This is a genomic window from Pseudomonas sp. PS1(2021) (genome assembly GCF_020405165.1).
GTDB lineage: Bacteria > Pseudomonadota > Gammaproteobacteria > Pseudomonadales > Pseudomonadaceae > Pseudomonas > Pseudomonas aeruginosa.
On record NZ_CP084484.1, the window covers coordinates 6,955,238 to 6,969,079 of the forward strand.

Genomic DNA, 13,842 nt, shown 5'->3' on the forward strand with positions numbered 1-13,842 from the left:
TCTGCTAGGCTCTGCCGTTTCACCCTAGGAGTATTTCCCCATGGCCCGAGCCACTGCCCGCCACATCCTGGTTTCCAGCGAAGCCAAGTGCAACGAACTGAAGACCGCCATCGAAGGCGGTGCCGACTTCGCCGAAGTCGCCCGCGAGCATTCCTCCTGCCCCTCCGGCCGCGACGGCGGCAACCTGGGCTCGTTCGGCCCCGGCCAGATGGTCCGCGAGTTCGACCAGGTGGTCTTCAGCGCGCCGCTGAACGTGGTCCAGGGGCCGGTGAAGACCCAGTTCGGCTACCACCTGCTGGAAGTCACCAGCCGCCAGGACTGAACGTACGGCGGCGCATAACGCCCCTCTTCCACGCGCCGATCCAGGCGTGGGGCGAATAACCATTGCGCGGGATAAACGGCGGATAACGCCGTTGGCGTTATGCGCCCTACCTGTCCCGGACGACGAAAGAAGCCGCACTTCCAGGCGCCAATCCGGGCGTAGGGCGAATAACCGCTGCGCGGTTATCCGCCGGTGCGCGATCGATAGCCTGGCTGGCCTCAGGGCGCGAAGTAGCGGGAGATCTGCGAATAGACGCCGCTGAAATCGGAGAAGTAGTCATTGCGCTGTGAGGTGGGCGCGCCGCAGTACGAGGGGCCGCCGTACAGGCCACCGCGCAGCTGGTAGGAGCCGTCGCCGGCGACGGTCAGCAGGCCCGAGCCGGACGAGCCGCCTTCGACCACCGCCGACGGCCAGTCGACGCGGGTCAGGGCGGTATGCCCGTCGTAGGTGACGCCCACTGCCGAGACGTTGCCCTGCGAGTACTTCTTGGCGTCGCCGCGCGGATGGTGGATGTCATGGCCGAGCGAGCCGTTGGCGATCGGCGTGGCGCTCCAGCCCTGGTAGAACACGCCGGCCGGCGGAGTGCGCTTGAGTTCCAGCAGCAGGGTGTCGCGCTTCGCGTCGCGGTGCAGGATATTCGCCCCGCCGGTCAGCACGGTGACGCTCTGGTTGATGGTCGAGGCGTCGCCGTAGCACTGGGTGGTGTTGTAGAACCAGATGGTCTGCAGCGTCGCGGCGGTGGCCTGGTCCTCGATGCAGTGCGCGGCCGACCAGAACAACTGGCGCTTGGGCGAGTTGCCGTTGTTCAGCAGGGTGCCGGTGCAGATGTAGCTGCCGCCGTCCGCCGAGCTGGTGAAGACCATCTTCGCCACCGCTGCGGTGGCGTTGTCGTAGGCCCGCGTGCCGCTCTGGGTCGCGCAGACCGCATCCACCTCGCAGCTGCCGCTGGCGCCGAAGCCGTCGCGGTAGCCGGCCTTGTACAGGGAGTCGGCGAAATACGATACCTGGGGTACCGACAGGCGCAGGTCGCCCGGTTGCAGGTTGGCCGGCAGCACCAGTTCGACGGTCAGGGTATCGCCCTCGATGACCGGGCTCCAGTAGGGACGGTTGAGCGAGAGGTCCTTGCCGCTGGCCTCGAATATTTCCTTGCCGGCGCCGGCGAAGTGCAGCAGCACGTCGTCGGGCAGCGAGCCGCTGCGGGTTTCCAGGCGAATCGCGGCGCGCAGGCTGGCGGCCCCCGCAGCGCTGATCGGGAAGCGCGCGGTGTGGCGCCCGTCCGGAGTGTCGATCCATTCGAGGGTTGTCAGGTCGATTTCCGGAGTCGCCGTTTTCAGGCCCACGCCCACTTGCAGCGGCGTACCCGGTTTCGGCGCCAGCGGCGCGGCGCGGGCCACGCGGCGGGCGGGGGGCGCGGCGAAGTGGATGCCGGCCGCCGAGATCGCCGCGTTGGGGTTGGCGAAGCGGGCGTGACCGGTGCTCGCCGGGGAGGCCTGGAGCACGGCGACGTCGCCAGCCATCTCGCTCGCACCGGGCGCCGCCAAGGCCTGGCTCGCGCCGGCAGCCAACGCCAGAACCAGGCATGCATTCAGGTACGTTCTCTTATGCATGAATCGACTCCTTCAGTTTTTTGGGAGGGCAACTTCCTCAATCGTTCGCGTGGCGAAAGATATGCAGGTGTGACGGAGTCGTTCAAATATTTTTTATATTCGTTTCTGCTAGCTATTAAATATGAAGAAGCGTTTGTGGATAGCAGAATAGATAGCTATTTCCTTCACTTGCCATTGATGTTGGATTGCTCTCTCTACCAACTAAAGTTTGGTCTGGAGTGGCTCTGCAGAGCCTTCGGTTTGCTTCAGAGAGGTGCAGGATGTAGTGCATGAGTGCTTTACTGGTGCAGCTGTCGATGTGATCGGGTTAACGAAATCCTGATTTTCAAGTTATCCGGTTTGACCACTGCCGAATATAAGGCTGGGTGAATCTTCCATTCACCGCTCGGAAACCGTTCCGATGTTGGCTTGGTTGAATTCCAGGATATCCGGCTTATGGTCGTATAAGTCATCTCTATAATCGCGGGGCATATATAGAGCCCTGGCCGCTTACCATTACTCCAGGGTTTTCCAGGATACGCCGCCGCCCTTGTTTCAGAGCGGCGGATGCAACGGCGGCGCATGCCGCGCGATCAGTTCGGCGACCCACTCGATGGTAAGCGTTCATTCCAAGACATCCTGCCATCCCGCTGACTTCCGCCCTAGAGTGACCTCGCATTCAACAACGCGAGGTTATTTCCATGAGAAAACACCGCACCGCAGAACAGTGGCAAGTCCTAATCGGTCAGCAGCGTGACAGCGGCCTGTCGGCCACGCAGTTCTGCAAGGAGCACAAACTCGGTTATGCCAGCTTCTGTAGTTGGCGCAAGCGCCTGTTGAGTCAGCCGGTCGGTGAGGCTGCGGATTCTGGTTATGCCAGCTTCCTGGATCTGTCATCGCTGATGGATGACTCGGCCTCTCCCGGAAGCGGCTGGAATATCGTGCTGAGCCTGGGTAATGGTGTTGAGCTAAGGCTGAGCCAGATCAGATGATCGGTCTGGATAGCCAGGCCCGGATCTGGCTGTGCACCGAGCCCACGGATATGCGTAAATCCTTCCGGGGCTGAGCGCTCTGGTCCGCAATCAACTCAAGCAAGATCCGCTCAGCGGGCAGTATTTTGTCTTCGTTAACCGTCGCAAGACCCAAATGAAGATGTTGTATTTCACGCCCACGGGCTACTGCCTGTGGGCCAAGCGACTGGAGCAGGGGCAGTTCCGGGTACGGCCGTCTTCTTCGGGACAGCGCCCCTTAAACCTGACTGATCTCCAGTTGCTGATTGACGGTATCGAGGTGCAAAAGTACCGTCAGTTCAAGCGTTTTCGGGGCACGTAGCGGGTTGTGTTCCGGTATAATATCGGCCATGAATTCAATGGCTTCCGCGTCCTATTCCAACGCCCCTTCCTACTCGGTACTGGCCGAGGAGAATGCCCTGTTGCGTGAGCAGCTACAGGTCATGCAGCGGCAGTTGGACTGGTTCAAGAAGCAGCTGTTCGGCCCCAAGTCCGAGAAGCAGGTGTATGACCTCCCGGAGCAGGGCGGCCTGTTCCAATCGAATGATGCGGCTAGCCCGGAGAAGCCTCTCGATGCGGAGAAACGCCCGGTTCGGGCTTATCAGCGAGGCACCGGAAAGAAACAGCGGGACGACGACTGCCTGAACGATACGGGTCTGCGTTTTACAGCGGACGTGCCAGTGGAAGTTGTTGAACACCTGCCGCCGGAGCTAAGCGGCCCCGACGCCGACCAGTACGACATCCTTGGCACCAAAACGACCTATCGGCTGGCCCAGCGGACGTCCAGTTACGTGGTGTTGCAAGTGGAACGCCCCGTATTTCGGCGCAAGGGCAGCGACAAGCCCCCGTGACCACGCCGGCCCCGTCCAACGTACTGGACAACAGCCTGGCCGACGTCAGCTTGTTGGCGGGTCTGATGGTCGACAAGTTCCAGTTTCACCTACCGCTGTATCGCCAACACCAACGCATCCAGCAAGCGGGTATTACCCTCAGCCGCAGCACCCTCACCAATCTGATCAAGCGATCTATTGATCTGCTGCGGCCGATCGTGGATGCCCAGACCGACAATGTTCTGCGCAGCCGGGTGTTGGCGATGGATGAGACGCCGATTAAAGCTGGCCACCAGGGTCGGGCAGGCCCACAAAAAGGCAAGATGAAATCCGGCTGGTTCTGGCCGTTATACGGCGATGCCGATGAAGTGGTGTTCACTTACTCGAACAGTCGAGGCCGAGCCCATATCGAGCAGGTACTGAACGAACAGTTCAGCGGAACTCTGATCAGTGACGGCTATGCTGCTTATGCCCGCTATGCCGCCGCACAGCAGAACATCATCCACGCGCAGTGCTGGGTGCACAGTCGTCGTTACTTCATTGAGGCGCAGAAGGACCACCCGATAACTGCCACCGAAGCCCTTCAGCAGATTGCCAAGCTATACACCAACGAAGAAGAGATCCGCGTCCAGCAACTGACCGGCGAAAAGAAACGCCAGTACCGGCTGCTCCACTCAAAGCCGGTGGTCAGCGACTTCTTCCAATGGTGCCGGGATCAACTGGCACAGGGCGGTCTGCTGCCCAGTGATTTATTGACCAAAGCACTGAACTACGTGCTCAGCCGTGAAGCCAGCCTGACCGTCTTCCTGGAAGACCCAGACGTCCAGCCAGACACCAACCACCTGGAACGGGCCCTGCGCCCCATTCCCATGGGACGCAAGAACTGGCTGTTCTGCTGGACTGAACTCGGCGCGGAACACGTGGGCATCATCCAGAGCCTGATCACTACGTGCAAACTGCACGACATCAACCCGTACACCTATCTGGTGGACGTGCTGCAGCGCATCAGTCAGCACCCGGCCAGCAAGGTCGCTGACCTGACGCCTCGGCTCTGGAAGACCCGGTTCGCCGATAATCCGTTACGCTCGCTGATCGATCCGCGCCATTCTGATCGACAGACCGCACAGCCAAAGGGCACCCTCCATGCGCATTGAAGACATGAGCATCGATCAGCTATTGGAGCTGAACCGAATGATCTGCCGGCGCATTGATGAACTGCAAGATCAAGAAAACCTGCAGGCGCTGAGTCGGCTGCACGTGGGGCTGAAGGTGACCTTCGAAAGCCGAACTGGCTTGACTATGGGGATCGTCACCAAGATCAACCGCAAGAGCGTGATCGTCCTGGCCGAGAACGGCACGAAACAGTACAAGGTCTCACCGGAATTGCTAAGGCCCCTTCGGGACGTAAAGTAAGTCCAGTACGTCGTGGAATGAACGCTTACACTCGATGAACACCCGCAGCTTGCCGCTGACGTGGCGGTTCGGCGGGAACGCCAGGTACAGCGGCATCGGCTCCAGGCTCCAGTCCTCGAACAGCGGCAGCAGCTCGCCGCGGGCGAGGGGCTCGCGCGCCATGTAGTGCGGCAGCCAGAGGATGCCCAGGCCGGCCAGCCCGGCCGCCAGGTAGGCGTTGCCGTCGTCCACCGCCAGCACATGACGGCCCGCCACCCGCAGGCATTCCTCGCCCCTGCGCATGGCGTAGGGCAGGGCCTTGCCGGTGCGCGCCCAGAGGAAGCCGACGATACGCTGGTGGCTGTCCTCCAGTTCGCGCGGGTGGCTCGGCACGCCGGCGCGCTGCAAGTAGGCCGGTGCCGCGTAGACCCCCAGTTGCAGGTCGCCGACCCGCCGCGCCATCAGCGACTGGTCGCGCAGTTCGCCGCCGCGGATGACGCAATCGACGTTCTCGTCGATCAGGTCGACGAGCCGATCGCTCACGCCCAGGTCGATCTGGATCTCCGGATAGCGCGCATGGAACTCGGGCAACGCCGGGATCAGCAGCAGCCGCGCCAGCGGGCTCGGTACGTCGATCCGGAGACGCCCGCGGGGCGCCAGGGCGGCGCTGGAGAGGCTGGTCTCGGCATCGTCCAGTTCCGCCAGCAGACGTACCACCCGCTCGTAGTAGGCGGCGCCGTCGGCGGTCAGGTTGAGCTTGCGCGTGGTGCGGTTGAGCAGGCGTACCCGCAGCCGCGCTTCCAGTTGCTGGACCAACTGGGTGACGCTGGTGCGGCTCATGTGCAGCGTCTCCGCCGCCTTGGTGAAGCTGCCGGTATCCACCACACGGGCAAAGGCCTGCATCGCATCGAAACGGTCCATCGGGACTCCGGGTCGTCGGGAATTGTTTGGATTCTACAAACAGTCATGGCCAGGGTTGCGCGTTTATCCACGGCGCGCACGACCTTACCGTTCTTCCATCGACGATGACGGGGCCGGGAGCCCCAGGATGGAGGTATCGCATGACTGTACGCGACGTGGTTTTCCCCGCCGGCCGCCAGGCCCTCTACGAGCGCAACCGCTATTCCCCGGCGGTCCGCAGCGACGGCCTGCTGTTCGTCTCCGGCCAGGTCGGCAGCCGCGACGACGGCTCTCCCGAACCCGAGCTGGAGACCCAGGTCCGCCGCGCCTTCGACAATCTGAATGCGGTGCTCGCCGCGGCCGGTTGCGGGTTCGACGATGTGCTCGACGTCACCGTGTTCATGGTCGACGCCGAGGCCAACTTCGAGCGCATCTGGAAGATCGTCCCGGAGTACTGGGGCGAGGCGCCGTACCCCACGCTGACGGCGGTGGGGGTGAACTGGCTGTATGGCTTCAGCTTCGAGATCAAGGTGGTGGCGAGGTTGCCGGAGGGGCGGTGAGAGCCGATGCGCAGTGCCGGGGCCAGCTCGGCTAGCGCCGGGGCTCTGAGGGACGCCGCAGGTTTACCCAGGCCGGCGCGTGGTCGCTGGCGTGCTCCTCGCCGCGCACCCAGCGATCCACCCCGGCGTCTTCCAGGTGGTCCGCCAGGCTGGCGCTGAGCAGCAGGTGGTCGATGCGCAGCCCGGCGTCGCGTTGCCAGTGCTGGCGGAAGTAGTCCCAGAAGGTATAGAGGCGCCGGTCGGGGAAACGCTGGCGTAGCGCGTCCACCCAGCCCTGCCGCAGGAGGCGCTCGAAGCACTCGCGGGACTCCGGCTGGAGCAGGGCGTCCTTTTTCCAGGAGCGGGTGTCGTAGATATCGAAGTCGCTGGGCACCACGTTGAAGTCGCCGGCCAGCACCACCGGATGGCCGCTCTCCATCAGCTCGGCGGCGTGTCGGATGAGGTGCTCGAACCAGGCCAGCTTGTAGTCGAACTTCGGTCCCGGCTGGGGATTGCCATTGGGCAGGTACAGGCTGGCCACCAGCAGGCCGTCGACGGCCGCTTCGAGGTAGCGGCTGTGGGGATCGCTGGCGTTGCCCGGCAGGCCGCGGCGTACCTCCAGCGGCTGGCTGTCGCGGGCGAGGATGGCGACGCCGTTCCACGCCGACTGGCCCTGCCAGATCGCGCCGTATCCGGCCTTCTCCAGCGCCGCGGCGGGGAAGCGCGCGTCGGGCGTTTTCAGTTCCTGCAGGCAGACGATGTCCGGCGCTTCCCGCTCCAGCCAGGCCAGCAGCGCGGCCAGCCGGGTCTGGATGCCGTTGACGTTGAAGGTGGCGATCTTCAGGGTGTCCACCGGTCGCCTCCGCGAATGACGATCAGGCGGCCGCCTGCAGGGCTTCGCCGATGGCTTCGTTGAACGCCTGCAAGTCACCCGGGTTGCGCGAGGTGATCAGGGTCCAGCCGTTCGCCGGGCAGACTTTCACCCGCGTGTCGACCCAGTCCGCGCCGGCGTTGGTCAGGTCGATACGCACGCTGGAATAGGAGGTCAGGGTCTTGCCGCGGGCGACACCCGCGTCGATCAGCAGCCAGGGGCCGTGGCAGATGGCGGCGACCGTCTTGCCTGCGTCGCTGAATTCCCTGACCAGGCGCCGGGCCTCGCTGTCCTGGCGTAGGGTGTCGGCATTCACCGTGCCGCCGGGGACCAGCAGCAAGTCGTAGTCCTCGGCGCGCAGGCCTTGCAGCCTGGCGTCGGAATTGACGATCAGGTCCTTCTCGCTGTCGTGCACCCAGGTCTGCGCTTCGCCGCCCTCGATGGTCGCGTGGGTGACCGTGGCGCCCTGTTGCTTCAGGGTCTTCAGCGGTTCGAGCAGCTCGTCGCGCTCGATGCCGGTGTTGGCGGTGATGACCAGGACGTTCTTGCCTTGCAGCTTCGCGCTCATGGTTTTCTCCTCTGCTGGGGCGCCCGTGGCGGTCGCCGTGGCGTGACATGCAGGAGAGTGGAAAGCTGGAGCGCCGGGGAGTTCGAAAGATTTGCCGGGCGGTGGGCCGGATCCTTGGCCTGTCAGCCTCCGGCGTCAGCGGAACAGCAGCGAATGATGCGCCGCGCCACCGGTGCGCGCGCCGTCGCCCACCGCGATGGCGACGTTGCCGGCCGCCAGCGCCGCGTCGCCGCAGGCGAAGACGCCGGGAACGCTGGTTTCGCGCATGCCGTCGGTCCTGATGAACGGCCCGCTCGGGCCGTCCTCGAACTCGCAGCCGAGCAACGCCGCCAGCGGGCTGGCCATGCGCGTACGCGGCTGGGTGAACAACCCCGCGAGCGTAATCGTGCGGCCACTGGCCAGGGTCACGTCGGCGCGCGCGCCGCCCAGCGCGACCACGGCTTCGCGCTCGATCGTCACGCCGCGCCGGTCCAGCCTGGACATTTGCTCGGCATCCGGTTCGAAGACGCCGTTGAGGAAAAAGGTGGTCGCTCCCCAGTCGGGCAACATCAGGGCGTGGTGGATGGCCAGCGGTGAGGCCGCCAGTACGCCAATCGGCCCGCCGTCCAGTTCGTAGCCGTGGCAATACGGGCAATGGAACACGTGCCGTCCCCAGCGCTCGGCAAGACCGGGGATCTCCGGCAGCTCGTCGGCGACCCCGCTGGCGAGGATCAGCCGGCGCGCGGTGAAACGTTCTCCGTTGGCGGCCTTCACCACGAAACCGTCCGCCTCCTTCTTCGCCGCGACGGCGGCTTCGGACAGCCACTCGACGCTGGGATAGGCCAGCAACTGGGCGCGGGCGTCATCGGCGATGGCCGCCGGATCGCGGCCGTCCTGGCCGAGAAAGCCGTGGGAGGCCCGGGCGAAGCGGTTGCGTCGCAGTCCCGTATCCATCACCAGCACCCTGCGCCGCGCCCGCGCCAGTTGCATGCCCGCGGAGATGCCGGCGTAGCTGCCACCCACGATGATCACGTCGAAAGTCATGGCGTATCTCCCATTCGGATAGTCACGAAACAACGTAAGTTTCATGAGATGCGCTTGTCAACGCTCTCGTAACTTTTTCTGTAGCGAGACATACTCATGGTCTTTCCGTCACGAGCCCGCCGTTCATGAGAAACGACACCCGCCTCTCGCGCATGCTCCATGTGCTGATCCATATGGCCCGCCACGAAGGGCCGGCGACGTCCGAAGCCATCGGGCAGATGCTCGGCACCAACCCGGTGGTGGTGCGACGGACCATGGCGCTGCTGAAGAACGAAGGCTACGTGAGTTCGGAGAAGGGCCATCGCGGCGGTTGGCGGCTGGCCAAGCCGTTGGCGGACATCACCTTGCTGGATATCCACCAGGCGCTGGGAGCGTCCTCGATCTTCGCCATCGGCCTGTCTACCGATCATCCGGAATGCCTGGTCGAGCAGGCGGTCAACGAAGCGCTCGGCGAGGCGTTCGAGGCGGCGCAGGCGTTGCTCCTGGAGCGCCTGGGGAGCGTCACGCTGGAGCAGTTGGCGAGCGAGTTCGAGCGCCGCTATCGGCCCTGCTGAGGCGCCTCGAAGGGCCGTTCGGACACCGCCGCCGCGCCTGCGGAGGCACGCCGGCGGTCCGGGATCAGAGCGAGTACTTCACCGTGAACATCAGGTTGCGCGGCTCGCCGTAGTTGAGGTTGCCGAAGTCGATGCCGCTGTAATAGTACTTGTCGAACAGGTTGTTGAAGTTCAGCCGCGTGTCGATCCGTTCGTTGACCTTGTAGCCGAGCATGGCGTTGACCACGGTGTAGCCGCCCTGCTGGAAACCGGTGCTGCTGTCCTCGGTCTTGCTCTGGGTGGCCAGGTCGCCGCCGACGCGCCATTTGTGCAGTTCGCCGGGTAGCGTATAGCTGGTGGCGAGCTTGAACAGGTGGCGTGGCTTGGCCGCGTCGAATGGCTTGCCCTCGTTGGCCTTGTTGCTGTCGTGCTTGTACTTGGCGTCGACGTAGGTATAGCCGGCCATCATCTGCCAGTCGTCGCTCAGCGCACCGCTCAGCTCCAGGTCGACGCCCTGGCTGCGGACCTTGCCCGAAGCGCGCGAGCAATAGCGCGAGGTGGGGCTGAAGGGGCATGGCGAGGGGCCGCCGACGTCCTCGGTGGCGCGGTTTTCCTGGTCGATCTGGAACAGCGCGATCTGCGAATTGAGCGCGCCGCCGAAGTGTTCGCCCTTCAGGCCGATCTCGTAGTTCTTGCCGGTGATCGGGTCGAGCAGGCCGCCGCCGGCGTCGAAGTTGCTCTGCGGCTTGAAGATGTCGGTATAGCTGGCGTAGACCGAGTAGGTCTGGTTCAGGTCGTAGATCACCCCGGCATAGCGGGTGACGTTGCGGGTGACCTTGTAGCTGTCGGTATCGGCGTCGGCCTTGTACCAGTCCAGGCGCCCGCCGAGGATCACTTTCAGCGGGTCGGCGAGGTTCAACCGGGTGGTGAGGTAGGCGCCTTTCTGTTCCTGGTCGAGCTTCATGCCCCACAGGCTGGTGTTCAGCCTCGGCTTGAGAGTCGAGCTCGGGTCCCACTGGGTCGGGTCCATCGGCCCGGTGGGGGTGCCGTCCTTGTTGAACAGGCTGCCCCAGCCGCCGTGGCCGTCGAAGCGTTCCTGGCGATAGCTGGCGCCGACCACCAGCTCGTGCTCGCGGCCGAGCAACTGGAAGGGACCGTTGGCATAGGCGTCATAGCTGTCGTGGTCGTCGGTGTAGCTGTAGTCGCCGGGGTTCTGGGTCATGCTGGCGCAGCCGGTGGTCGAGTAGTAGCAGTCGTTGTACAGCCCGAGCATGTTGATTCGCGCCCACAGCTTGTCGGCGGCCAGCTTCATCTGCCAACCGTTGGCGAAGCGGTGGGTCAGGTCGCTGAACAGGTGGGTGGTGTCGGTATCCCAGTAGGACCAGTCGGCGCCGTAATAGGACGAGCGCTTGAGGTCCAGGTGGCGGCCGCCCAGCGGGCTGGGCAGGCCTACCCAGTTGTCGTTGCGGTTGTCGTTCTGGTTCGAGGCGCCGATGGCGAAGGTGGTGTCCGGGCTCAGGTCGGCTTCGGCGATCCCGTAGAACACGCCGCGTTCGCTGCTGACGTGGTCCTGGAAGCTGTTGCCTTTCTGGTAGGCGACCACCGCGCGGCCGCGCAGGGTTCCTTCGCTGTTCAGCGGGCCGGAAACGTCGGCCTCGCTGCGATAGCGGTCCCAGGTGCCGACGCTGCCTTGCAGGGAGGCGCGGAACTCCTGGGTCGGACGCTTGCGCACCATGTTGATCGCCGCCGCCGGGTTGCCTGCGCCCTGCATCAGTCCGGTGGCGCCGCGCACCACTTCGACGCGGTCGAACATGGCCAGGTCGGCGGCGGAAATGACGTCCTGGGTATAGGTGGAAATGCTCGTCGGCAGGCCGTCGTACATGATGTTGTCGACGTCGAAGCCGCGCGCCGCGTACTTCACCCGGGCCGGCCCGTACTGTTGCACGGTGAGGCCGGTGACGCCCTTCACCGCGTCGTTGAGGTCGCGCATGCCCTGGTCGTCCATGCGCTGGCGGGTGACCACGCTGACCGACTGAGGGGTCTCGCGGATCGACATCGCCAGCTTGGTCGAGGTGCGCATCGCCCGCGTGGTGTAGGAGCCGCTGTCTTCGGTGATGGCGGCGGTGGCCGGGTCCTGGGTGGCGACCACGCTGAGCGCGCCGAGGTCGACGCTGTCGCCGGGGGCGATGCCGGCACCTGTCGCCGCGGCCTCGACCCAGGCGTCGCCGCCCCGAACCTCCCCGCTCAGTCCGGAACCTGCGAGCAGACGCTGCAGTGCCTCGCTTGGCTCCAGCGTGCCGCGTAGGGCCGGTGCGCGCCGGTCGGCCACGGCCGCGCGGTCGAAACGGATGCGCAGGCCGCTGGCGCCCTGCAATTGCTCGAGGGATGCGGCCAGGGGCTGGGCGGGAAGGTCAAGGGCGATGGGAGCGGCCTGGGCGGCCAGGGAAAGCGAGGAGAGACCGAGCAATAACGCACTGGAAACGACGTGTTTCATCTGCAGTGTCCTGGATGGCGGCGCAGGCAGGCCGTTGGCGCGACCGGCTGCGTTTCTTGTTTATGTGGGAAACCGGCGTAGGAATTCGCGGCGGGGCAAGTGTATGTAAATGTAAAAATGGAGTAAATGATAGAGATTATCGTTATCAGTAGTATTCGCAGGAATCCGATGAACTGCGTCCTGCCAGCGGCTGACGGGGATTTCCGCTGGATATCTCCCGTGAAGGCCGTCTGGATTCGTGACTCCAGCGCAAATGAATTTGCTCGATTCGGGTCTTAATCGAAGAGAAGTAAGCCGCCACACTGCGCTTCATTCGAGCCATCCCGCCCACGGAGCGCAGCCATGTCGTCCACCATCCACCCCCTCCCGTCCTTCGGTCTCGGCACCTTCCGCCTTACTGGCCAGGTCGTCGTCGACTCGGTGCGCAGCGCCCTCGAACTGGGCTATCGCGCCATCGATACCGCGCAGATCTACGGCAACGAGGCGGATATCGGCCGCGCGATCGCCGAGAGCGGCGTACCGCGTTCCGAGCTGTTCCTCACCACCAAGGTCTGGGTCGACAACTACGCCCGCGAAAAGCTGCTCGCCAGCCTGCGCGAGAGTCTGGAGAAACTGCGCACCGACCGGTTGGACCTGGTCCTGATCCATTGGCCGGCACCCGGCAACGGCGTCGAGCTGGGGGAGTACATGGCGGCGCTGGCGGAAGCCAAGTCCCTGGGCCTGACCCGGCGGATCGGCGTCTCCAACTTCAACATCGAACTGACCCGCCAGGCCATCGCCGCGGTCGGTGCGGGCGAGATATCCACCAACCAGATCGAACTCAGCCCTTACTTGCAGAACCGCGCGCTGACCGCCTACCTCGAGGAGCAGGGCATCGCGGTCACCTCGTACATGACCCTGGCCTACGGCAAGGTGCTGAAGGACCCGACGCTGGCCGGGATAGCCGCCAGGCACCGGGCCACGGTCGCCCAGGTGGCGCTGGCCTGGGCGATGCAACTGGGCTACGCGGTGATTCCGTCCTCGACCCGCCGCGAGAACCTCGCCAGCAACCTGCTGGCGCGCGACCTGCGCCTGGACGCCGAGGACATGGCGCGCATCGCCGGCCTCGAGCGTAACGGCCGCGAGGTCAGTCCGCAGGGCCTGGCGCCGGCCTGGGACTGAGAACCGCGTCGAGGGTCCGCCGCGCCGAGGCTCCGGTCGCGCGGCCGGTTCAGAGCTCGATGCGGTATTCGATCACACCCGGCTTGTCCGCTACCCAGTCGTACAGGCGCTGTGCCCTGTGGTTGCTTTCCTGGGTATGCCAGTAGAGCCGCGCGCAGCGACGTTCCTCGGCCTGCCGGCGGACGTACTCGATCAACTGCTTGCCGATCTGCTGGCCGCGCACGTCGGGCGAGACATAGAGGTCTTCCAGGTAGCAGACGTCCTGTGCCGCCCAGGTCGAGCGGTGGTAGAGGAAGTTGACGATGCCATGCAGGCGGCTACCGTCGCTGGCCACGGCGCAGTGCATCGGTTCGCCCTCGTCGAAGAAGCGCCGCCAGGTGGCCTCGGTGGCCTGTGCCGAGAGTTCGACTTCATAGAACGCCTGGTAGGCCTTCCAGTATTCGAGCCACTGCTCGAAGTCCTCGTGTGCCACGGGGCGTACCGATACCAGTGTGTGCAGGGATTGCATCCAGTGCTTCCTTCTTTGGCTTGATGGGGCGATCCGGCGGAGGCCGGGACCGAGGGTCTTGACCCGGCTGTTTTTATAGCCGCCTAATGGCTTGCCATACCCCAC

General features: G+C 64.6%; 14 protein-coding genes and 1 pseudogene. 8 read left to right on the forward strand and 7 right to left on the reverse strand.

Annotation, left to right across the window (positions count from 1 at the left end):
* Positions 1 to 40: 40 nt before the first annotated feature.
* A complete protein-coding gene (locus LE197_RS32970) occupies positions 41 to 322 on the forward strand; it encodes a peptidylprolyl isomerase (protein WP_003101349.1) in 282 nt (93 codons plus the stop codon).
* 218 nt (positions 323 to 540) lie between these two features.
* Here LE197_RS32970 and piv read toward each other — a convergent pair whose 3' ends face one another.
* A complete protein-coding gene (gene piv / locus LE197_RS32975) occupies positions 541 to 1,929 on the reverse strand; it encodes a protease IV (protein ID WP_003454359.1) in 1,389 nt (462 codons plus the stop codon).
* A 680-nt stretch (positions 1,930 to 2,609) separates the two neighbouring features.
* On the opposite strand from piv, the gene tnpA reads away from it, so the two are divergent.
* From tnpA to LE197_RS32995, 4 genes and pseudogenes are all read left to right on the forward strand, one after another.
* The gene (gene tnpA, locus LE197_RS32980) at positions 2,610 to 2,900 is read left to right on the forward strand and encodes an IS66 family insertion sequence element accessory protein TnpA (protein ID WP_004423344.1); all 291 of its coding nucleotides are present in this window, start codon (positions 2,610 to 2,612) and stop codon (positions 2,898 to 2,900) included.
* A gap of 79 nt (positions 2,901 to 2,979) precedes the next feature.
* Positions 2,980 to 3,240 (forward strand): IS66 family insertion sequence element accessory protein TnpB, encoded by a 261-nt coding sequence (gene tnpB, locus LE197_RS37395; RefSeq protein WP_226034097.1) that lies wholly within the window; start codon positions 2,980 to 2,982, stop codon positions 3,238 to 3,240.
* Positions 3,241 to 3,268: 28 nt separating this feature from the next.
* Positions 3,269 to 4,902: pseudogene (gene tnpC / locus LE197_RS32990) on the forward strand (IS66 family transposase).
* Positions 4,892 to 5,161 (forward strand): hypothetical protein, encoded by a 270-nt coding sequence (locus tag LE197_RS32995; RefSeq protein WP_003458515.1) that lies wholly within the window; start codon positions 4,892 to 4,894, stop codon positions 5,159 to 5,161. The pseudogene tnpC and the gene LE197_RS32995 overlap by 11 nt, the downstream one beginning before the upstream one ends.
* On the opposite strand, the gene LE197_RS33000 is transcribed toward LE197_RS32995, so the two are convergent.
* Positions 5,135 to 6,061 carry a LysR family transcriptional regulator gene (locus LE197_RS33000; protein WP_226033798.1) on the reverse strand — a complete coding sequence of 309 codons (927 nt, stop codon included), beginning with the start codon at positions 6,059 to 6,061 and terminating at the stop codon, positions 5,135 to 5,137. The genes LE197_RS32995 and LE197_RS33000 overlap by 27 nt on opposite strands.
* Positions 6,062 to 6,201: 140 nt before the next feature.
* Here LE197_RS33000 and LE197_RS33005 point away from each other — a divergent pair, with 140 nt between their 5' ends.
* Positions 6,202 to 6,600, forward strand: coding sequence for a RidA family protein (locus LE197_RS33005; protein ID WP_003101334.1), 399 nt, complete (start codon positions 6,202 to 6,204; stop codon positions 6,598 to 6,600).
* A gap of 31 nt (positions 6,601 to 6,631) precedes the next feature.
* On the opposite strand, the gene xth is transcribed toward LE197_RS33005, so the two are convergent.
* From xth to LE197_RS33020, 3 genes are all read right to left on the reverse strand, one after another.
* Positions 6,632 to 7,432 (reverse strand): exodeoxyribonuclease III, encoded by an 801-nt coding sequence (gene xth, locus LE197_RS33010; RefSeq protein WP_019682297.1) that lies wholly within the window; start codon positions 7,430 to 7,432, stop codon positions 6,632 to 6,634.
* 22 nt (positions 7,433 to 7,454) lie between these two features.
* Positions 7,455 to 8,018: a type 1 glutamine amidotransferase gene (locus tag LE197_RS33015; protein WP_003118177.1), complete on the reverse strand. Its 564-nt coding sequence runs from the start codon at positions 8,016 to 8,018 to the stop codon at positions 7,455 to 7,457.
* Positions 8,019 to 8,153: 135 nt separating this feature from the next.
* Positions 8,154 to 9,086 (reverse strand): NAD(P)/FAD-dependent oxidoreductase, encoded by a 933-nt coding sequence (locus LE197_RS33020; RefSeq protein WP_003118999.1) that lies wholly within the window; start codon positions 9,084 to 9,086, stop codon positions 8,154 to 8,156.
* Between the two features lie 80 nt (positions 9,087 to 9,166).
* Between LE197_RS33020 and LE197_RS33025 the strand changes: the two genes are divergently transcribed.
* A complete protein-coding gene (locus LE197_RS33025) occupies positions 9,167 to 9,595 on the forward strand; it encodes an Rrf2 family transcriptional regulator (protein WP_003115857.1) in 429 nt (142 codons plus the stop codon).
* A gap of 64 nt (positions 9,596 to 9,659) precedes the next feature.
* On the opposite strand, the gene LE197_RS33030 is transcribed toward LE197_RS33025, so the two are convergent.
* Positions 9,660 to 12,068, reverse strand: coding sequence for a TonB-dependent siderophore receptor (locus LE197_RS33030; protein ID WP_003112989.1), 2,409 nt, complete (start codon positions 12,066 to 12,068; stop codon positions 9,660 to 9,662).
* Positions 12,069 to 12,410: 342 nt separating this feature from the next.
* Between LE197_RS33030 and dkgB the strand changes: the two genes are divergently transcribed.
* Positions 12,411 to 13,229, forward strand: coding sequence for a 2,5-didehydrogluconate reductase DkgB (dkgB, locus tag LE197_RS33035; protein ID WP_003112990.1), 819 nt, complete (start codon positions 12,411 to 12,413; stop codon positions 13,227 to 13,229).
* A 49-nt stretch (positions 13,230 to 13,278) separates the two neighbouring features.
* Here dkgB and LE197_RS33040 read toward each other — a convergent pair whose 3' ends face one another.
* Positions 13,279 to 13,737, reverse strand: a complete 459-nt coding sequence (locus LE197_RS33040; protein WP_003101319.1) for a GNAT family N-acetyltransferase — start codon at positions 13,735 to 13,737, stop codon at positions 13,279 to 13,281.
* Between the last annotated feature and the right edge of the window lie 105 nt (positions 13,738 to 13,842).